Annotated in this window: 17 protein-coding genes and 7 pseudogenes; 7 read left to right on the top strand and 17 right to left on the bottom strand. The window is 67.4% G+C overall.

Annotated elements, in window-relative coordinates; genetic code table 11:
• Positions 1-11 precede the first annotated feature (11 nt).
• The 3 genes and pseudogenes from NW895_RS38285 to NW895_RS38275 form a co-directional block, all read left to right on the top strand.
• Positions 12-752, top strand: a pseudogene (locus NW895_RS38285) (transposase); the annotation flags it as partial.
• Between the two features lie 392 nt (positions 753-1,144).
• On the top strand, positions 1,145-1,588 hold the full coding sequence (locus NW895_RS38280; protein WP_289941632.1) for a nuclear transport factor 2 family protein: 444 nt from the start codon (positions 1,145-1,147) through the stop codon (positions 1,586-1,588).
• Positions 1,589-1,709: 121 nt separating this feature from the next.
• A complete protein-coding gene (locus tag NW895_RS38275) occupies positions 1,710-3,086 on the top strand; it encodes an IS1380 family transposase (protein ID WP_289941630.1) in 1,377 nt (458 codons plus the stop codon).
• Positions 3,087-3,427: 341 nt separating this feature from the next.
• Here the strand turns inward: NW895_RS38275 and NW895_RS38270 are convergent, their stop codons facing one another.
• The gene (locus NW895_RS38270) at positions 3,428-3,979 is read right to left on the bottom strand and encodes an RICIN domain-containing protein (RefSeq protein WP_289941629.1); all 552 of its coding nucleotides are present in this window, start codon (positions 3,977-3,979) and stop codon (positions 3,428-3,430) included.
• A gap of 216 nt (positions 3,980-4,195) precedes the next feature.
• On the opposite strand from NW895_RS38270, the pseudogene NW895_RS41390 reads away from it, so the two are divergent.
• Positions 4,196-4,297, top strand: a pseudogene (locus NW895_RS41390) (IS5/IS1182 family transposase); the annotation flags it as partial.
• Positions 4,298-4,878: 581 nt separating this feature from the next.
• Here NW895_RS41390 and NW895_RS38265 read toward each other — a convergent pair.
• The 7 genes and pseudogenes from NW895_RS38265 to NW895_RS38235 all read right to left on the bottom strand — a co-directional run bounded on the left by NW895_RS38265 (position 4,879) and on the right by NW895_RS38235 (position 12,656).
• Entirely contained in the window at positions 4,879-6,201 is a 1,323-nt protein-coding gene (locus tag NW895_RS38265; protein ID WP_289941628.1) for an acyltransferase, read from the bottom strand.
• Positions 6,202-6,412: 211 nt separating this feature from the next.
• A complete protein-coding gene (locus NW895_RS38260; RefSeq protein WP_289941627.1) occupies positions 6,413-6,811 on the bottom strand; it encodes a DUF6207 family protein in 399 nt (132 codons plus the stop codon).
• A gap of 74 nt (positions 6,812-6,885) precedes the next feature.
• Positions 6,886-7,151, bottom strand: a pseudogene (locus NW895_RS38255) (hypothetical protein).
• Positions 7,152-7,766: 615 nt separating this feature from the next.
• Positions 7,767-8,666 (bottom strand): hypothetical protein, encoded by a 900-nt coding sequence (locus NW895_RS38250; protein ID WP_289941626.1) that lies wholly within the window; start codon positions 8,664-8,666, stop codon positions 7,767-7,769.
• A gap of 910 nt (positions 8,667-9,576) precedes the next feature.
• Positions 9,577-10,128 (bottom strand): RICIN domain-containing protein, encoded by a 552-nt coding sequence (locus NW895_RS38245; RefSeq protein WP_289941625.1) that lies wholly within the window; start codon positions 10,126-10,128, stop codon positions 9,577-9,579.
• 711 nt (positions 10,129-10,839) lie between these two features.
• A complete protein-coding gene (locus NW895_RS38240; protein ID WP_289941712.1) occupies positions 10,840-11,415 on the bottom strand; it encodes a hypothetical protein in 576 nt (191 codons plus the stop codon).
• Positions 11,416-12,422: 1,007 nt separating this feature from the next.
• Entirely contained in the window at positions 12,423-12,656 is a 234-nt protein-coding gene (locus NW895_RS38235) for a hypothetical protein (RefSeq protein ID WP_289941622.1), read from the bottom strand.
• A gap of 78 nt (positions 12,657-12,734) precedes the next feature.
• Between NW895_RS38235 and NW895_RS38230 the strand changes: the two genes are divergently transcribed.
• A complete protein-coding gene (locus tag NW895_RS38230) occupies positions 12,735-13,010 on the top strand; it encodes a hypothetical protein (RefSeq protein WP_289941621.1) in 276 nt (91 codons plus the stop codon).
• A gap of 37 nt (positions 13,011-13,047) precedes the next feature.
• Here NW895_RS38230 and NW895_RS38225 read toward each other — a convergent pair.
• The 6 genes and pseudogenes from NW895_RS38225 to NW895_RS38205 all read right to left on the bottom strand — a co-directional run.
• Positions 13,048-13,602, bottom strand: a pseudogene (locus tag NW895_RS38225) (transposase); the annotation flags it as partial.
• Positions 13,603-14,003: 401 nt separating this feature from the next.
• Positions 14,004-14,261, bottom strand: a complete 258-nt coding sequence (locus NW895_RS41385) for a hypothetical protein (protein WP_354670161.1) — start codon at positions 14,259-14,261, stop codon at positions 14,004-14,006.
• A 326-nt stretch (positions 14,262-14,587) separates the two neighbouring features.
• A pseudogene (locus NW895_RS41380) lies at positions 14,588-15,028 on the bottom strand (SGNH/GDSL hydrolase family protein); the annotation flags it as partial.
• Positions 15,025-15,477 (bottom strand): hypothetical protein, encoded by a 453-nt coding sequence (locus NW895_RS38215; RefSeq protein WP_289941619.1) that lies wholly within the window; start codon positions 15,475-15,477, stop codon positions 15,025-15,027. The gene NW895_RS38215 and the pseudogene NW895_RS41380, both read right to left, overlap by 4 nt.
• Positions 15,465-15,911 carry a hypothetical protein gene (locus NW895_RS38210; RefSeq protein ID WP_289941618.1) on the bottom strand — a complete coding sequence of 149 codons (447 nt, stop codon included), beginning with the start codon at positions 15,909-15,911 and terminating at the stop codon, positions 15,465-15,467. Before NW895_RS38210 ends, NW895_RS38215 begins: the two co-directional genes overlap by 13 nt.
• A gap of 90 nt (positions 15,912-16,001) precedes the next feature.
• Positions 16,002-16,646 (bottom strand): isochorismatase family protein, encoded by a 645-nt coding sequence (locus tag NW895_RS38205; RefSeq protein WP_289941615.1) that lies wholly within the window; start codon positions 16,644-16,646, stop codon positions 16,002-16,004.
• A gap of 251 nt (positions 16,647-16,897) precedes the next feature.
• On the opposite strand from NW895_RS38205, the gene NW895_RS38200 reads away from it, so the two are divergent.
• Positions 16,898-17,512, top strand: a complete 615-nt coding sequence (locus NW895_RS38200; protein WP_289941614.1) for a TetR family transcriptional regulator — start codon at positions 16,898-16,900, stop codon at positions 17,510-17,512.
• 49 nt (positions 17,513-17,561) lie between these two features.
• On the opposite strand, the pseudogene NW895_RS38195 reads toward NW895_RS38200, so the two are convergent.
• Positions 17,562-18,010, bottom strand: a pseudogene (locus tag NW895_RS38195) (SDR family oxidoreductase); the annotation flags it as partial.
• Between the two features lie 42 nt (positions 18,011-18,052).
• On the opposite strand from NW895_RS38195, the pseudogene NW895_RS38190 reads away from it, so the two are divergent.
• A pseudogene (locus NW895_RS38190) lies at positions 18,053-18,235 on the top strand (transposase); the annotation flags it as partial.
• 15 nt (positions 18,236-18,250) lie between these two features.
• Here the strand turns inward: NW895_RS38190 and NW895_RS38185 are convergent.
• Positions 18,251-19,030, bottom strand: coding sequence for an exodeoxyribonuclease III (locus NW895_RS38185; protein WP_289941612.1), 780 nt, complete (start codon positions 19,028-19,030; stop codon positions 18,251-18,253).
• A gap of 51 nt (positions 19,031-19,081) precedes the next feature.
• Positions 19,082-19,717 (bottom strand): MBL fold metallo-hydrolase, encoded by a 636-nt coding sequence (locus NW895_RS38180; RefSeq protein ID WP_289941610.1) that lies wholly within the window; start codon positions 19,715-19,717, stop codon positions 19,082-19,084.
• Positions 19,718-19,736: the final 19 nt, after the last annotated feature.

Raw genomic sequence — 19,736 nt, 5'->3', positions numbered from 1 at the left:
AGCTTCCCGGAGTGAGGTTGGGGGAAGTGGAACGGCTCCGGGCGAGTTGGCGGAGTTCGTTGCCGATGTGTTCGGGGTCGTTTCCGCGGGCGTCGGTCGTGGTCGCCGACGCCGGCTACGGCGTCAGCACCCCGTTCCGGCTCGGCCTCGAGGAGCGAAGGCTGTCCTATGTCCTGGCCCTGAACGGGAAGGAAGTCGCCCACCCGGAGGATGCCGAGCCGCACCAGCCTGCCTATGGCGGGCTCGGACCACCCACCCTTCCCCGCTACCGCACCCCACCGCGAGCCGTCCGCGTCCTCGCCGCGGAGGCGGGTGCGGAGCGGTTCACCGAGGTGACCTGGAGACAGGGCAGCAAAGGCGCGATGACCTCACGGTTCGCGGTGCTGACAGTGCGGCCCGCAGGCAAGCAGTCCCTGGCTGCGGCTCAGGAGACCGGCGGCGGCCGCAACCTGTGGGACGGCGTCCTGCCCGTCCAGACACTCCTCGTCGAATGGCCAGACGGCCAGGACACCCCGACGGATTACTGGATATCGAACCTGCCCGCCACCACACCGGCCGCTGACCTGGTGCGGTGGGCCAAGATGCGCTGGCGGATCGAGCACGATTACCGCGAGCTCAAGCATGGCCTCGGACTGGACCACTTCGAGGGCCGCACCTGGCGCGGCTGGCACCACCACGTCACCCTCGTCACCGCCGCCCAGGGCTTCCTCACCCTCAGGCGGCACGACCCAAAAGTCCGCACACCGGCCTGACTCTCCACCAGGTCCTCGACGTTCTTCAGGACCTGCTGAGGTGCTGGACCGGCACCTGCACCACCTGCGGACGCCCCCTGCCCAGCCCTCGGAGCCATAGACAACCCAGAACCTAACCTCGGGCTTTCACGAGCGGTGCCGTCTACCGCTGCTCGGAGACGGGAGAAGTGCTCCTGACCTGCAACGATGAGACTGGTGAAGGGTCCTGGCCGTTGCCGACGAAGGAGCACTTCTTAGGTGAAGAGTGCTGACCTATATCCGCATGTCCGCGTCCAGCGCCACGGGTGGGGTCGGACGGGTGAGGGTGCCGTTGGCCGAGACAGTCAGCAGTACCAGCCCGCATCGGGCGATAATGATCGTTAGCTGCCTGTGCGTATTACTTGGGGGGTCTTGTGAGTCTGAGTCCGCGTGAGGTGTTTCTCCGGCTTGTTCATGGGGTCGCCGACGGGAACTTAAGCGAGTTGCCTGACCTGTATGGCGAGGCCACCGATGTCCGGCATCCGATGGCGACGCCGGAGTCCGAGCCGTTGATGAGTCGGCGTGCGCTCCGGGAGCACTTCACAGTGCCGCCGGAAGCTCGGGAGTCCTTGCCGAAGAGGAGTGTCGTCGATGTCGTCGTTCACGAGACTGCCGATCCTGAAGTGATCGTCGCCGAGTTCGCCTACGAGTTCACGTTGCCGGACGACTCCACGGCCAAGGTGCCCTGCATCTTCGTCATGCGTGTGCGGGACGGTCAGATCATCGAGTCACGCGACTACATCGACCCGATCCGTACGTACACGGCACGCGGGGACCTTGACCGCCTCATCGATTCGTTGCGCAGGGGCGTTTCATAACCCCGCGCTTTCCGAGGTGGACTGTCCAAGAGTTGACCAGAAACACGGAAAGTGCCTTTGACCTGCAACGATAGGACTTGCTGAGGGTCCTGTTGGTTGCGAGGAGAAGAGCACTTTCCAGGTGAGTGAGCCTATCGCGTCGTACCCGCGTGTCCGTGTCCAGGGGGGCGGCCGCCAGGTGGTCTCGCAGGCCGGCTCGGTCCTGCTGGTGGAGACGGTCCGCAAGGTCGGCCTTGACCGGGCGATATCTGTGGCACTGGCGCCGTGGCGGAAGCCGCGGGCCGTCCATGATCCCGGGAAGGTCCTCCTGGACGTCGCACTGGCGGTCGCGTTGGGCGGGGACTGCCTGGCCGATGTCGGCATGCTGCGGGCCGCGCCTGCCGTGTTCGGGCTGGTCGCCTCCGACCCGACGGTCTCGCGCGTGGTCGACACCCTCGCCGGATCCGGAGAGAAAGCCCTGCAGGCCATCCGTGCCGCACGGGCCGAAGTGCGCGAAAACGTCTGGCGGTTGGCCGACCGGAAAGCGCCTGACGCGGTCGGGTCGGTGACTGTCGACCTCGACGGGGTGCTGGTGATCGCGCACTCGGACAAAGAGGACGCCGCTGCGACATGGAAGAAAACCTACGGTCACCACCCGCTGATGGGCTTCATCGACCACGGACCGGGCGGCACCGGGGAGCCGGTGGCGGCCCTGCTCAGGCCGGGGAACGCGGGCTCGAACACGGCCGCCGACCACATCACAGCCGCCCAACTGGCCCTGGCCCAGCTCCCGAAGAAGTACCGGCGCGGGAGGCAGACCCTGATCCGCACCGACTCAGCCGGCGGCACTCATGACTTCGTCGCCTGGCTGGCCCGGCGGGGACGGTGGCTGTCCTACTCGGTCGGCATGGTGATCACCGAGGCGATCCACGAGTACGTGCTGAAGGTTCCGGCATCAGCCTGGACGGCGGCCGTCGAGGCAGACGGCGAGATCCGTGACGGGGCCTGGGTCGCCGAACTCACCGGCGACGTCCTGGACGGCTGGCCGAAGGGCATGCGGCTGATCGTCAGGAAGGAACGGCCGCACCCTGGTGCTCAGTTGAGGCTCACGGACGCGGACGGCATGCGACTGACCTGTTTCGCCACCAACACCTTGGGCCGGCCGATCGCCGAGCTCGAGCTCCGTCACCGGCTGCGGGCCCAGGCCGAGGACTGCATCCGGGCCGCCCGGGCCACCGGACTGCAAAATCTCCCTCTGCACCGCACGGCCCAGAACCGGATCTGGCTGGAGATCGTGCAGATCGCACTGGATCTGCTGGCTTGGATGCCGATGCTCGCGCTGACCGGAAAGGCCAGGCTCTGGGAGCCCCGCCGCCTGCGGCTCCGCCTGTTCACCACGGTCGGACAGCTCGTTACCACCGGCCGTCGGCGGATCCTCCGCCTGGCCCGGCACTGGCCCTGGACCCGTCACATCACTACCGCACTCGAATGCCTCGCACTCCTGCCGAACCCCGGCTGACCGGCGGATTCCCCGTCCCCACGACAGCGGCTCAACGCCCGGAGCAGTGGAACCCGGCGCCACCCCGAGACGACACTCGGGTCCTGGGCATATACAACTCAGATCGCGGCACGAAAACGGTCCACCGACTCCGTCGGCGGACCGTCACAAAACTTCGAGGCTAACGAAGCACTAGTAGAGCGTGCCTCCTTGATGGGTTAGTCGGTTGATCGGATGAACGGTAGGACAGGACCTAGCCCGGGAATCCAACCGAAGGCGATGGAGGACACGGGCCGGAACCCTTGATGGCCGTTTGATTGTGCGGCTCCACCGGCTTCGGTCTTTCCGTCGTCGATACGCCCCTATCCTTCACTTGTCCATTGCTGGTTAGTGGATCCGTCGCAGCGGAACTGTGCGGCCTGGGCGCCGTTCGCGGTGCTCGCACCCGAAATACCCAGGCACAAGCCGCTCTTGTGATTGATCATTCTGAAGTAGCCGTTGTCGGTCCAGTCCCTCTCCCAGTCCTGGTTGAGGTCACTGGAACCATTCGCAATGATGGCCGCCGCGCCGGACGCGGTGCTGGCACCGTCAATTCCCAGGTTCCGCCCCGCTGCGGAGTTCTCGTACGTGTAGTAGCCGTCGAACGTGTAGGTTTCCCAGGTCTGCAGGCGAGAGTCGCTGTACGACTGCTGAACAACCCTTGCGCCGTTGGCGGTACTCACGGCCTGCAGGTACTTCCCTGATTTGCGGTTCTTGAGCCGGGTAGCGCCGACCAGCTCACCGGACGCCGACGCCGGCCTCGCTGTCGGGTCACCGCTGGGCGACGACTGAGCGTGTGCAAGTGCCGGGCTGGCCACCGCCAGCAGCGCTCCGGCCAGCATGGTCGCGACGGTCTTCTTGCGTGTTGTGGGCATGACACATTTCCTTGTGGTGGCTGAGTTGATGTTGCGGCGAGTACTCAAGCAGCCCATCGAGGGATTCGCTATCTCGTTCGATGACTTAGGCTGAAAACGCTTACTTGGCGAACCTCACTGGCGTGATCACGTACCACCGCCGACCGCCGCAGTGGCAGCCGCTGCCAGGGCCTCAGCTGCCATTGCCTTGCACCGTTGATGGTCGCTGCATGAGGCGTGAGTGCTCGGCGCCCGTATCGCGTGGATGTGTCCGATGCCCGATGGGCCTTGGTCGAACCGGTCTTCACCTCTTGGCGGGCGAGACGGACAGGGCCCGGCACGGCAGCTCGGGTGCACGACTACGAGAGATCGTCATCGCGATCCTGCATGTCAACCGCAGGGGAGCCCGTGGCCGTGATGGCTGCTCTTGCCGACGTCCAAGCCGAAACGCCCGTCTCATCGATGTCGATCACTCTGCCCCCACATGCGTCGATGCTGTGCCGGCCTCGGCGGCAGGGCCGTTCGCGCGCATCCACGTTATGCCGACCTGCCGCCGCGAGCTGCCCGCATTGCGCCGGACCGGGCAGGGACCGGACCTCTGATCAGCGTCTCCGACGGCACCCCTCGGACCTGGTGACACCCTCCAGGTCATTCGATCGACAGGGGGCAACAGTCATGCCAGGCCCGGAGGCCAGCGGCCCTCTTGCAGGACCGCGAAGAAAATAACGGGGGCAGGTGCGAGCATGCTTTCGCGTTGGATGCGATCGACGCGGTGAACTGGGGCGCCATCCCGGGCCATCCCGGCTGATACGAACCGGCCCAACCTTTTTGGTCCGGGACCTCCCGTGCTCCAAGCGGAATGGGCGCGGCTGAACGGTGCCTCTCCGACGACGTCCCGCCCCTGGTGGCACGGACTCTCGTCACGGCCGCCGAAAGCGCTGCGCCACCTTTCGCCCCAACGTCTGCCCAGGCGCTTCGATGTAACGGTAGGTCAGTACGCACAGAGGCAAGAGCACGGCGTAGAAGGCCAGCTCGAGCAAGGGCTTGTTCTCCCGCCAGCGGCCGATCGTGCCGTCGGTGACCGCCAGCAGGACTGGATGCACCAAGTAGACCGAGTAGCTGATCGTCCCGAGCCATGTCAGCCAGCGCGGAATCAGACGCCGTCGAAACGCCAGCCCGACGCCGAACGTGAGCACGGCCAGGAGGAACGACACGATCCAGGCGCGCCGCGTGAAGTGGGCTCCGTCGCCGTAGGTGTAGGCCGCCCCTATCGCGCAGGCCACTACGACGATCGCGGTGCAAGCCGCATACCTCCAGGTACTCTGACCGCTCTCGGCTCGGTACACAGCGGTGCCCAGGAACATGACGGCAAGAATCACCAGCCCCTCCCACATGGGGACAGTGCTGTTGAAGGCGACCAGTACAAGCCCCAACACCCCGCCCAGTACACCCCCCGACACCCGTAGCGCGGCTGGTGTGCCGCTCGCACAGCAAATGGCGACCACCATGGCGGTCGCGGCGACGGCTACCAGCGGGCCGGTTCCGACGCAATCGGTGAGAGCGGACACGGGCAGTGCACTCGCCGCGGTCACGCTCACTGCGGCCAGCGCTGCCAGGGTCACGGCGACCGGTGCTGACCGCTGGTGAAGCCGCAGCGAGAAAAGAGCCACTACCAGCAGGTAGAAGGCCATCTCGTACGAGAGTGTCCATAGGACAAGCAGGAGGTTGGGCGTTCCCAGCAGCTCCTGGAGCAAAGTGACATGGGCGGCGGCCACCGTGGCGAAGCTCTGCCCGCCGAAGTCACGGATCTGTGCGATCCCCAGCACGTTAGCAGCAAGGACCGCGGCGACGACAGCCGCCCACAACGGATAGATACGGAAGATCCGTCCAATCCAGAAGGTCCGGACACAGCCCCGCCGCTCCAGCGAGGCGGGAACGATATAACCGCTCACGAGAAAGAACACCATGATGCCGTACCTACTGGTGTTGAATTCCGGCATCAAATCGCCCCGGAATTCCGCCATGAAGGCATACGACGAGTGGTCGAACACCACGACGAGCGCCGCGATTCCGCGCAACGCATCCAGCCAGCCCAGCCGCGCTGGACCCGCCGACGCCCGACGTGCGGGTGATCGTTGCAGTGCACAGGGTGACGGCCGCAACGCAGGCTCGACGCGGTGGGAGGCTTCCATACCCGTCTTCACGTTCAGTGGCCCACCGATGTTCAACTGCGCGCCGATCAAGGCAAGGACAACCGCACCGCCTGGAGCCCCGCAGCAAGCTCTTCCGCACCAGCATCGAGGGCACCTTCCACAAAATGCGGGACCTTGCGTCGACACGGCGGCTGGAGGTGATCACGCCCGAGACGGGCCAGTTCCTGATCGGCGACAACCCGGCCCTGACCCTGTCCGTGGAGGGAGGCCGCACCATGTACGGCATGGCGTTCGGTGACGCTCAGACCCTCGTACTTCCCATCGGCCCACAGCACATGCTGTCCTTGGGTCCCGAGGACGTCATGCTCACCGTCCCCCAGTTTTCTTCGTCGACCGCCTCAACGCCGTGCAGGTCCACGCCGCCGACCGCTACGTGTACATGCACCTGCTGTACCTCTGCGAGAACCTGCGGCGGCGCGTCGGCCGGCGCATCCCAGCCGACCGGCTGATTCAGGTCCAGGTAGCAGCGCAGCCGTACGCCGGGCTCGCCCGCGTCCCGGGTCGTGTGTTCCGCTGTCGCCCTCGCCCACCGGTCGGCGAGCATCTGCTGGAAGGCCAGGGCGGGGGCGTCGTCGGCGGCCGCGACGTCGACGACGACCAGGCCCGAGTCACGCACGTGTGCCTCGATGATCGGATCCATCTACGGCACTACGCCTGGGCGCCCAGGGAGAGTTCCGCCTCTGCCGTGTCTTCACCCGACCGAGTGGCAGGCCGTCAGGGGCTGTCGCCGCCCCAGTCCCAGCGGGCCGGATCGCCTGGGCGCGGGTCGTACAACGCCCGGCCCTCGGGGCCGAACTGCCCGAGCTCCGTGAGGAGGAAGACACCGTCGTCGATAGCCTCCGGCCAGTGATGTCGAGCAGCAATCCGTCCAGCGGTCCGCCCACCAGTTCAGCGTAGCTGTGCCCTGGCTTCGGGCCCGGGTGGTCGTGGTCGGCTCCGTAGATCCGGCCGCGCAGCAGCTGCTCATCGTCGCTGTCCATGTCTTTCAGCCTCGCAGCCGCCACCGACAAACGGGGCTTGCCCGTGTCAGCTGCGCCAGCGTCCGAGCCAGCCGCCGGCCTTCGAGCTTGCGCCGCCTCCGCCTCCTGGCGCTCCTGCTCCTGGCGCTCGCGTTCGGCCTGTTCCGCCTGCCATTCCGCTTCGGGCGCCCTCGCCTTGCAGTCGTAGCACAGGTGCGGGTTGCTGTCCCCGCGGCCCAGGTGACCGCGATGCTGACTTTCCACCGGTCGCCGGTGAACTTGGTGCCGCAGTCCGCGCACACCGGGCGCTGAGCCTCGGGTTCGGCTGTTTCCTGCGCTTTGCGGCGCCGCTCCTCTTCGGCGCGGCGGGCGAGAGCGGCGTCCCGGCGGGGGTTGCCGATCGCGTCCCAGAGATTCTGTCGGTCCTCGCGGCCGAGGCGCCAGAACGCGGGCCCGGCCGGGCCGTGCTCGCGCAGCAGATCCAGCGTGGTCGCCACGATCGGCATCTTCCCTCTGTAGAGGTGGAAGCCGCCTTCGGCCCACTGGCCCTGCCAGTGCTCACGGGTGAGGTCAGCGAGCTTCTCTATCTGCTTCAGCGCAGGCGGACGGCCGTCGCCGAGGCAGCCCGCGCGGATCTCATGCCGGCTCCTCCGCGCCGTCTAGGTGACTGCGTACGCCGGAGATGAAATCAGTGCGGGCTTGGTTCAATTGTTGGCGTGCAAAGTGGAGGACGCCGAGTATCACGAATCGGCCGTTGTTGGCAGCGTCGTTGATAAGCGACTGAGCCTGCTGATCGTCGATCGCATTGCATCGGGCGAGCGCCTCGGTGGCTGCCGTGTGAGCGGCTTCCAACGCTTCGTACGCGGCGGCAGCGTCCGGGTACCTGGGGCCGAGCGGCTGAGTGTCTTCACCGCGAGCCGAGTCACGGACGGCTTGAGCAACGGTACGGAGGTGTTCCAGTGCGGTGTGGGCGTAATGGGCCGACATCCATGTGTCCCGGCTGAGGCTGGAGCGCTCGAAGGCAGGCCGGTTCGGATGGGTTCGCTCAGTCTCCATCGCTGCCTCGAGTGCACGCCAGGCTGATGACGCTTGTTCGTCATGAGCTGCATGTCCCAGAAGTTCGCGGCATCTCTCCACCAGGAGCTCGGCTGCGGCCACGACCGAGGGCGGGCCCTCAAGCTCTAGGACCACGAAGGCTGCCCCCGAGTCGCGCCGGATTATGGCCAGGTCTGTCGGCTGTCCGGTCAGTGCCCGCTCCGCTGTATGCACCGCGTCTTCGATGACGAGAAGAAACTTCGACCATGCGTCACGGCGGATGTTCCGCCTCCACTGTTGGTATGACGCGGTGTTCTGTGCCTTGGTTTGGTCGAGGGCAGCCCGGTAGGTGGCTTCGGCTTGGGCGATGCCGGTCTGGCTGGTTGCCTCAGCACTGCGCAGAGCGGCACGTAGCTGCCACCGACCGACGATCAGGGCCGCGGGTATGCCAACGGCGGCCACACCCGCGGCAGCCAGGGCGCCAACTCCTTGAAGGTCCATAGCGAGCCATCGTGCCGGGCCGTCACCGCCCTCCGCGACACCGCCCTCACCCGCAGGAAGCCACTTACACGGACGCAGCATCAGCAAAGGCCATCCGCCAACTACACACAGTCGCGTCTTGAGTCGGCCGCCTCAGGTCGCGCTGGAGGCCTTGGACGAGCACTGCACCCGGCGCGGCCGGCGCAGCGCCACTACACGGCCGTGCGCAAGCTGCTGTGCGAGGAGCGCCAGGCACATGTCCTGCCCGGGGTCACGGTCCAGAGACAGGACGTCGGCAAGGGCTCCAGCGACGCAGGCAGCACACTGTCTGGCAGGGCTGATGGACGGACAGCACGAGCGCCTGGAGCAGTACGGAGCACACCTGCCGACTCACTGTAAGATCAACTACGGGTAGAGGACCCAGAGGTTCCAGTCAAGGGAGCTCGGATTGCACTGGTAGGCAATCCATTCGCCCCGTTCCTGGCCCCGCTGGCCCGCGCCGTGGCACCCATCGTAGGTCGACATGGACTGCAGCGGCGCGGTGTTCTCCGACGCTTTGATCAACTTGGATGGGGCGGGGAGAACCCGACACATTTGCCGGGTTCTCCTTGAAACGCATCAGCCCCGGCCGGCGAGGGCACGGGTCGAGGATGACCAGCGTGCGTGGTCGTGAACGGCGGTCACCTACGCTCCATGAGACTTCAGCCGCACGATCGGCCTCAAGGGCAATAGATGAGCCCCTGGGGACACTGCCCCCTTCACCAACCGACAGCGCCCGGCAGATGTTCCCACCTCACGGCCGCAGCCCAATGATCGGCGCGGCAGCGGGTGACGGCCCTGCCCCGGGAGATGAAGCACTGCACGGTCGCAGCCCCGACGTCTTCCTCTTGGCGGCCTTCTCAGGGCTGCTTCTTCGCCTTAGCCGCCGTGGCTAATTGGTGAACGCCCAGCCCTGATTTGCCTTCCCGTCACAGGGGAACTGGGCTGCCTGTGCGCCGTTGTCTTCGCTGGCGCCCGAAATGCCCAGACACAGGCCGCTGTTGCGGTTCCTCATTTCGAAGACGGTGTCTGAGCGCCACTTAAGGGTCCAGTCCTGATTTTCGTCGCCGGACGGGTTCGCCAGGATGGCCGCCGCGCCGGCTTCCTTGCTCCCGCGATCGATGCCCATATTCTTGTCTGCAGTGGGGGTCCAGAAGCTGATGAAGCTGCCATCCTCGACGATCCCCCAGCGCTGCGACGTGGAGGAGCTTAAGGGCTGCTGAACGATCTTGGTGCCGACGGCGCTGCCACCTCCTGAAGACTGCAGGTACTTCTGGGACTTGGTGTTCTTGATCCGGTAAGTTACGGCCGCCGCGGACTGGATGTCCGCGCGCGTCATGGCCGTCGGGTCACTGCTCTGCGGCGACTGGGCGTCAGCCACCGCCGGACTGGCTGCTGTCATCAGCGCCCCGGCCAGAACTGCCCCGACGAGGTTCCTGCGCACGTTTGCTCTCCTTGCGTTGAGTGCTCTCAGTGTTACCGAGAGCACTCAAGCAGGCCCTCTACCGAGTTCGCAAGCAAGTTCGATCAATCGACCGAAAGCGCTTGCTTGACGCGCACATGCCGCATGTGCGAACCCCGTCGCGAGTCATATCGCGAACCACCAATGACGCACAGGGCTCCGCCGGGCGGGCGTCACCTGCGGCCGCAGTGGCTGGCAAGTCCGAACTGAGCTGCGGCCGGCGGACGGATCGCCACGCGTGCTACCTACTCTGAGCTGCACAAATACCTCGATCTTGTCCAGCACTCTGACACCCCCTCCCGCCCCGCGCCGTCATTCACCGCCGGGGGCTAACCCGTGATGGACACCCCCTTCGGCCACACACCTGACTGAGCCAGGTGCATTCTTCGTGTTCGTCAAGACGACCCGGGCAGCCGCTGTGCGGCATGACGGTGAACCAACAGTCAAGAAAGCGCTTTCGGCCGATCTCTCGGATGATCTAGCTATCCATGTGGCGCATCGCTTTTGACATGGCTTTGGTTCGGGCGAACCAAAGTGGACTGCTTAAAGCTGGTGGCGGCCTTGCCCTCGTTAGTGATGTCAATCCCCTCGCAGCGTGGAGACGATCTATGCAGTCAGTCCCTCGGCGAGGGTGGCTCGGTAGCCACGTTCGTAGTCGGCGGGCTCTTGAACCCGCACACGCTGTGTAGCCGTCTACGCGGCCCAGACCCTGGACGTGGTGTCCCGCAGCGATGAGGCACTCACTCTGCAGGTCGCCAGCCGGGGCGACGTCCGGTCGCTGCGTGCACTCCATGACTGGCTCGACCGCGCCTCGCTCACCGTAGACGAACTCCAGGTCCACAGCGTCGCCAGTTGCGGCACATGCTGCGCTACCCGACGCTCACCCTCACCGCCGCCGGGGTCCCGGTGGTATTCCTGCTGCTGTTCGTCTACGTCCTCGGCGCATCCTCGGCAGGAGCCCGCCCGATGAGCACCGCCACCCACGCCTTCAACGGAAGACGATCTGCGGCCGGTCGGCCGGCACGCCACAAGCCGTGCTTCTGGCCCGCGACGGGGCTGCCCACCGAGGCTGTCGATCAGGCGCGGACCAGCGGTGCGCCACATCGGCTTGTCCTGGCCGTCGGTGTCCTTCACCTTGCGGTGGAAGTGGCGCATGTACTTGTCGAACTTCGCCGCCATCTTCGCGGCGTCCTCGGTGCAGTTGTCGGCCCCGATGAACAACAGCGGCAGCCCCGGAGGAACTGCTCGAATCTGCGCTCGTCCGAACATCCACCGCCAGGACCTCGAAGAGCTCGACGAGGCCAGCGCGTTGCAACGGCTGCTCGCCATCCACGGCAGCCAGCGAGCCCTCGCCAAAAGACTCCACCGTCCGTCATCGAGTCCATGGGGGAATAGCGGACCTTGGTGCCGGGCCGGCGAGCGTCGATCGTCCAGCCACCGCCGATGTAGACACCCGGTGTACGGCTGCGCTGCTTCCTTGACTTGCGTCAGGAGTCCGACTCGTAGCGCTGCGGGCGTCCGGCCATGCTCCCCTGACCAGCCGTGGTCGGAGTCATGGTCGGGGTTGGTGGCAGCGTGGTCGGTCTATTCGGTGCTGTGGCCAGGGTCGGGGAACTCCGGCGGGAAGTACCGCTCCAGGATCTCCGCCCACCGGCGCAGGACGACGAAGCCAGTGGTGTCGGCCTGCGCCTTGACCACTCGGTCAGAGCGTCGACGAACGGCTCGGCGGCCTGCTTCAGGCGGCTGGCCAGAGCTTTTGGCGTGCCTTCCAGGGCGGTGACCTCACGATATGACCAGCTGCGGAGAAGGTGAGGAACCGACGAGTTGGGGCTCCAAGGTGACGCAAGTGCCTCACTTGAGGAGTACTAGGTAGCCCGGCTGCACGCCGTCAATCGTTGCGATGGTTGTGCTGGAGGTGACCCAGGACCCAGATGCTGGTCGGCTGTTGCCCGGTTGGGATCTGGAAGATTCCGTGTATCGGTCCCCGGCTGCCCGGGTTGAGCCCGAAGGTTGGCCCAACCTATCCCTTGCAATACAGCCGCGGCGACGGTGTCGGACACCTTGAGACGTGCGTCCATACCCTCATGCTCGCGGCGCGGCCACAAGTACGCACCCTCGGCCACATCCGCGCCGGGCAGGCCGGCGTCGAATGGCGCTGCTGTGGATCGAGAACACCGCCATCCAGCTGACCGAGGGCCGGTCGTAGGTAAGCCTGTGGGGGCGAGCGGCGCTCTGGCCTGCCGTGGTCGGGGCGACGGTCAGGGTGTGTCGCCACACTAGTAGAAGCGGCAGCTCACACCCGGGCCGGGTGTGCGGGGTTCGCCAGGACGCGGGTCGTACAGGGCGCGGCCGCCGGGCCACCGTCCGAGTTCGGTGGACAGGGCCACGCCGTCTTCGGCTTCTTCGGTCCGCCATCCGTGGATGTCCACCAGCAGGCCGTCCAGGGGCCCGCCCACCAGTTCGGCGTAGGTGCGGTGTGGTCCGTTCAGCAGCTGCTCATCGCCGTTCATCTGAGCTTGTTCCTTATGGTCTGAGCCGCCTGGTGAGTGCGGGACGCGACCGATCAGATGCTGAGTAGGGTTGTGGTCATGACCGAGGGGATGGGGCAGCGACCCAAGGTGGACCTGGACAGCGGCGTCGAGGACGTGACGCTGTCCATTCTGGAGTGGCTTGGCGAGCAGGGAGTCGGTGCCATGATCCGGGTCGACGCGGAGCGCATGCGTGACGGTCAGCCGGCGTGGACATTCGCCGCTTCAGGTGGGCCGCTGGACGGTGGGATGAGGGCCGACGGGGCCTCGGTCGCCGAGTGCATGGGCATGGCACTGCTTCGATTGCGCGAGGCCGGGCTGGCTGTTCCATTTTGACGTCGTGCTCCGTCTCTAAGCTGATCGCGTTCGGTGAGCTTTCGGGGCGTCTGGTGGTCTTGCCCACGTCGTAGCGGGTGGCGGAGTGGTGCCGGTTTTTCGAGCCGAGTGGCCTGCCGGGGCCCGGCCGACTGGGTTTGGGTGCACGCGCCGGGCAAGGCAGGTTCGGGCGGAGGTTCCTGAACCCCCGGCGGATCCGGGCGGGGGTGAGCCGGCCGGGCTCGGCCGGCCTCTCCCAGGGGGAGCGGAGGTCCCTCGCCCGCCACCGGGACCGGCTTGCGCATCACACGGTCCGTGCGCATCCGCCCAGGACCTCCACCGACAGTCCTTCCAGCAGATAGGCCATGCGCGAAGCGTCATAGCCCGCGTCGAAGACGACCAGGATGTCGCGGTCACCCGCCTGCCAACGACCCATGTCGATGAGGTCCTCGACCACACGGCGGACCTGGGCAGGGGTAACCTCGGCGATGTCCTCGGACGGTCCCAGCCGCAGCACATCCAGGATCTGACACCACGAGGTCCGGCCCGACTCCAGCGCGGCGACGAACGAGTAGGGCCAGCCGGGAACGAAATGGTCCGAGGAGCGCCCGCTTTCCCCCACGGCCTTCGTACTGGTCAAGTGCCTCTCTGGTCGGAGCACATGATCAGATGGAGGCCGTGTTCACGTGCCCGGAATCCCTGTATGAGTGATCATGTTCGGGGCATCGTTCGAGGTCAGACCATAAAGAACAAGCTCAGAGGTGCGAGTGCGGACATCGAAACACCGGGCGGAACGGGTCAGCTGCCCCCGACCGCGGCGTGGGACGCGGGCCCGTCCGGACCCCGGATCGCGGGCCGCCGATCGTGCCACGGCCCGCGATCCGGCCGCACTGCCCGGTCCGGCCTCACTGCCCCGTGTTGCCGCCCCGATTGAGCCAGCAGCGGATCGCGCCGCCGTCGTAGATCACGACGTAGTCCGCCCGTCCGTCGCTGCCGATGTCGCGGAAGGTGGACTTATCGGCGGGGTAGTGGGTGGCGTTGACGAAGTTGCGTACCTCGGTGAACCGGCGGCCCGGGGGCGTCGGGGTCGCTCCGGTCCCAGTTGTTGAGGTAAGCGTTGACCGTGCCGCTCGGCTGGACCATGAGGTAGTCGGCCTTGCGGTCGCCGTTGACGTCGGCGAGGCGCAGGTCGTGCCGGGAGCCGCCATTGACGCCGGGAGCCCAGTCGAGGTGCTCCTCCCAGCCCGTACCGGTGTTGACGTACGCGTGGATGGCACCGTTGGCGCCGATCCGCAGCAGATCGTCGCGGCCGTCGCCGTCAATGTCGGCGAAGCGGACGGCTTCGCGCGGGATGCCGCCGAGGCCCGGTTGTCGCCGTTCAGCTCGACGAGGTCGGTGCGGCCCGCGGGGGACTGCATCCCGGAGGCGATGACGCCGAGAGAGCGCCAGCCGGGGCCGACCCCGCTCACGGGCTCGTTATCCGCGACGTCGCACGGCGCCGTGCTGTCCGCGGGCACCGGGTCGTCGATCCAGCCTTCGGCCTCGGCCTGGGCGAGAGCCCCGTGGAAGGCATCGGCCATCTTGACGTAGCCGCTGTCGCCGGGGTGTGAGGGCTCGACGAGGTCGTCGGCGGTGACCTCGCCCATGTCCACCAGCCGTACCTGCCCGCCCTGTTCCCGCCGTCGTTCCACGATCGCCGGCAACTGGGCGTTGTACGCGTCGATGCGAGGTTGCAGGCCCGTCTTGTACGACGGTACGAGCGTGGCGACCAGCACGGTCGCGTCGGGCGCGTTCCGCAGGATCTGGTCGATGAGCGAGCCGAGGCGGCCTGGGGCGTCTTCGAGGTCGAGTGCCTCGTTCATGTCGTTCGTGCCCGCGTGCAGGGTGACTACGTTCGGCCGGTAGTGCCGCACGGGACAGTAGGCGTTGTCCGCGATCTCGTCGATGGTGTCACCGGGGTGGCCCTCGTGGTCGGGGTCGGCGAACGTCCCGCGCCTCTGGGTACCGACGAAATCCACGGTGCGCGATCCCCCGGTCAGGCTGTCCCACAGGTGGGACCGGTAGCCGTTCCCCGTGGAACTCCCTGGCCGAAGGTGATCGAGTCGCCCAGGGGCATGACGCGCAGGTCGCCGGCCGCCGTCGACCAGCCGAGTCGGCGCGCCGCCTCCAGCAGTTTCGCGTAGATGACCGTGCCGACACCGTCGATCCCGTCCCCGACGAGGGCAGCCGCCCAGCGCTCGATCTGCCGCCCGGCGGCGCGTACGGCGTCGGCGGTCTTCCGGAACACATCGGCGAGCCCGCCGACCTTGGCCCACGGCGCGATCCAGCGCCCCCACGCGGCCGCCCCGACCGCCGAGATGACGCCGTTGGCGACCGCTTCGCCCCAGACGTCCGCGTTGATCTCTTCACCCTTGAACACGGCCGCCAGCATCGTGCTGAGGAAGCCCGTCGTGAAGGCGGCCAGCGCCTCACAGATCATCGTCGCCACCGGTCCGGCCTCGGGGAAGGCGAGGAACCACAGCGTCCCGACCCGATTCCCGTGGCCACGCCGAGCAGCGTGGCCACGGCCCCGCGCCACCAGTTCGACGACGTCTGCACCTCGTCCTTCGGGAGGACGACCGAGAGGCCGGTCGATCTGGGGATGATGGTGCCGTTGTACTCGAAGTCGAACTGCTCGAGCCGCTGGCCCGGCATCTCCATGTCGTACGCCGCGATGTTCCGCTTCGCGCTGTCGTTCAGCGAATCGCCGGGCTTCTGCTGCCGCGCGATCTCCTCCCGGAGGACTTTCGGATCCAGCCCCGCGACGGTGTAACTGACGACGACGTCCTCGGCGGCGGCCGCGGCGTAGTCCTCCGGCCAGCAGGACGGCCATGCCTCTCGGCACCGCGCGGGGCAACAGACTGGGTAACTGCACGAGCACATCTCCCGATGCTTCGGACGAATGGTTTCCGCGGACACCTCATGCCCATGAGGTCCGAGGCGAGGGGCGGGCCTGTACCCGCCCCTGGGGGCTCACACAGCCGTGGCGGCGCGCCTGCCCAGCTCGACGGCGTTGACGAAGGACTGGGCGCTCATGCCCATGGCGGGCACGTTCTCCTGCATCAGGCGCATGCGGTGCGGGGCATCGTGGAACGCGGGGTCGAGCTGGAACTCGGCGGCCAGGGAGAACCAGGTCACCGGGACGGCACCGGCTTGGATCATGCGCTGTATCGCCGTGTTGTGGGCCTCGAGTGAGGGGCTGGCGGAGGCGTCGACCGCCACGTGCACGCGGTAGCCCTCCCGCAGGCCGCCCAGCACCGTCTGCAGTACGCACCCGTCGGTGGCGATGCCGCCGATCACCAGGTTTGGCCGGCCCTCCGCCCGGACCGCCTGGGCGAATGGCTCGTCCAGGAAGGCGTTGAAGTCGCTCGGGCGCTCGATGACCGGCTGGTCACCGAGCGCCTCCAGCAGCTCCGTGTAGAGCGGGCCGGACGGCTTGCCGGACTGACCGTTGGTCACCACCAGGCCGCTCTCGTACCACTTCGCCGTCTTCGCCAGGCCCACGACGTTGTTGAGGTGCTCGGCGAGGGCGTGAGAGCGCAGGAGGCCGGCGAAACCGACGGCGTAGTCGACGAGGACGACGGTGGTGTTGGCAGGGGTGAGGGGCTCAGGCGCCATGAGAGGACCTCTCGTCGAGGGAGGCGGACGGTGACGAAGGGATCGCGCAGCGGCACAAGGGGCCGCTGCTCGCTGGTGTCCGCTCGGTCATCGCCGACCGTACAGACCCCACCAGATAGTGTCCAGATGGTCACTTATAGCCCTTGAGAAATGGCCGGGTTTGTGAGGAACGACGCCGCTTATGAGCTAAATTGCGCCGCACCTGCTGACCACTTGGTGAATAACTTGATGACCACATGTACACTTGCGCAATGGACGAGTCACCGCCGACGGACACCGCCGCGAGCGATCACGACGCCGCAACCCCGGCCAGGCGCAGGCGCGCACCCGAAGAGCGCCGGGCCGCCATCGTCGAGGCCGCGCGTGCCGCCTTCGCCGAGCTGGGCTTCGGCAAGACGACCATCCGCGAGGTCGCACGCCGGGCGGGAGTGACGCACGGCCTGGTCATACGGCACTTCGGATCCAAGGAGCAGCTGTTCCTCGCCGCAGTGCCCAGCCCCCGCACACTGATGGAGGAAGTGGCCGGCGACCCCAGGACGTTGCCGACACGCGTCGCCCGGTCCTACGTCCGGCGCATGGCCGTCAGCGGCGGCAACGACCCCTTCGTGGCCCTGCTGCGCGCTGTGGCCACGGACGAGGAGACGGCCAAACGACTCTTCGCCGCAATGCAGGAAGACAGTCTCGAGATGTACCGGCACGTGATCCCCGGCCCGAAACTGGAGGAGCGCGTCGCCTCCGTGGGCGCCTACCTCATCGGCGTGACGTTCTCCCGGTACGTCTTCAAGAGCGGACCCCTGGCCTCGATGCCGGACGAAGATCTCATCCGCCACCTCGTCCCCAACCTCCGCATGATCCTGCTCGACTGACGGCCGTCGCGCGCCGACGGCGGCAGCGAAGTCACCCGTGCGGGACGGATCATCCGGAAGCCGGACGGCCCGCAGGCACGGATGCAGAACCCGTGCCGCATCCCCCCTCCACCGGCATCATGATCCCAGTCAGGTAGGAGGCGGCCCGGGGGACAGCAGGAACGCCGCCGTGCGCCCGAACTCCTCCAGGGTGCCGTACCGCCGCAGCGGGATCCGCGCCTCGTTGGCCGCGCGCGTGGCCTCGGGGTTCGCCGACATGCCGTCCAGCTCGCGCACACGGTCCGCGCCCATCCGGGCCAGCAGCAGCCCCACCACCCGGATCCCGCGCGGACCCAGCTCGTCCGCCAGCGACTTCGCGAAGCCGGCCAGGCCGGGCCGCAGCCCGTTGGAGATCGTCAGTCCCGGGATCGGCTGCACGGACCCGGACAGGATGAACCCGATGACGCCCCCGGCCTCCAGTTCGGCCGCCACCGCGCGGGCCAGCCGTACCGCGCCTAGACCAGGGCCTGTCTCTTTGATGGGTTAGTCAGTTGATCGGATGTGTCTGTCCGATTAGTGATCACTGATGCGATGTGGGACCGGATCGAGCCGCTGATGCCGGCGGATCCGGTCCGCGGACGGCGATGGGCCGACCACCATCGCACTCTTGAGGCCATCGCGTGGAAGTACCGCACCAACTCGCCCTGGCGCGACCTTCCCGAGGAGGTCGGCTCTTTCCAGACCGGCCTCGGACAGAACCTAGACGTCGAGGTCCACCACGACCGGCGCGTGGTCCGAGGCGCCCTTGCCCTTGCGCTCCTCGCGGTCCACGTACGCGTCGGTGACCGCCTTGGCGAACGGCTGGTTGCCGTAGACCAGGTCGATGCGCATGCCGCGGTTCTTGGGGAAGCAGAGCTGGCGGTAGTCCCAGTAGGTGAAGGGCTGTTCGTACTTCAGGGGGCGCGGGACCACGTCGTTCAGGCCGGCCTCGCGCAGGGCGGAGAGGGCGGCGCGCTCGGCGGGGGTGACGTGGGTGGAGCCCTCGAAGGCGGAGCGGTCGTAGACGTCGTCGTCGGTCGGGGCGACGTTGTAGTCGCCCATCACGGCGAACGGGCGGCTGCCGCCGGCGTCGCCCGCGACGGCCGCCCTGAGGGCCTCGAACCACTGGAGCTTGTAGGCGTAGTGGGGGTGGTCCACCTCGCGGCCGTTCGGCACGTACACCGACCAGACGCGGACCGGGCCGCAGGTCGCGGAGATGGCTCGGGGCTCCTCGACGCCGTCGAAACCGGGGTCGCCGGGCAGGCCCTTGACGACGTCCTCGATGCCGACGCGGGAGAGCACCGCCACGCCGTTCCACCGGCCGGTCGCGTGGACCGCCGCCTCGTAGCCCCTCTCGCGCAGCGCGTCGAACGGGAACTGCTCCTCGGCGACCTTGGCCTCCTGCAGGCACAGCACGTCGGTGCCGCTGCTCTCCAGCCAGGCCAGCAGCCTCGGCAGACGGGCGGTGATCGAGTTCACGTTCCAGGTCGCGATGCGCATGCGTCACAACCTACCGGGCGGGTCTGACAACGCGGCCCGCCCGGGGTGCCCTCACACCTGCGCGGAATCGCCCGGCGTCAGCCGCAGGTGCTCCGAGCCGCCGAGAGCGCCGATCTGGCGGTCGTAGATCGGGCGGGCGAGGTCGGTGAGCAGGGCGTCGTGGATGTCGTAGGCGCGCTGCGGCCCGACCTCGCGGACGTAGTCGATGACCTCGGAGATCTTGTTCCACGGGGCCATGACCGGCAGCATCAGCGTCTCGACCGGGTGGTCGGGGACGGTGAGGGCGTCGCCGGGGTGGAAGACCTTGCCGCCGTCGACGAGGTAGCCGACGTTGGTGATGCGCGGGATGTCCGGGTGGATCACGGCGTGCAGTTCGCCGTGGACCTGGACGTCGAAGCCGGCGGCGGTGAAGGTGTCGCCGTGGCCGACGGTGTGCACGCGGCCCGGGAAGGCCGATGAGATCTTCTCCGCGACCGACCTCAGGGTCCAGATCTGCGCGGCCGGGTTGTTCTCCATCGCGGCGCGCAGCCGGAACTCGTCGAAGTGATCGGGGTGCTCGTGGGTGACGAGGATGGCGTCCGCGCCGAGCGCGGCGTCCTCCTCGCTGAATCCTCCCGGGTCGACGACGAGTGTCCGGCCGTCCTTCTCCAGGCGGATGCAGGCGTGCGACTTCTTCGTGAGCTTCATGGATCCATCCTGCCTCTGA

The sequence above is a fragment of the Streptomyces sp. S.PNR 29 genome (assembly GCF_030386795.1).
GTDB lineage: Bacteria > Actinomycetota > Actinomycetes > Streptomycetales > Streptomycetaceae > Streptomyces.
The sequence above is the reverse complement of the archived record's forward strand: the minus strand, read 5'-3'. Positions and strand labels throughout refer to the sequence as shown.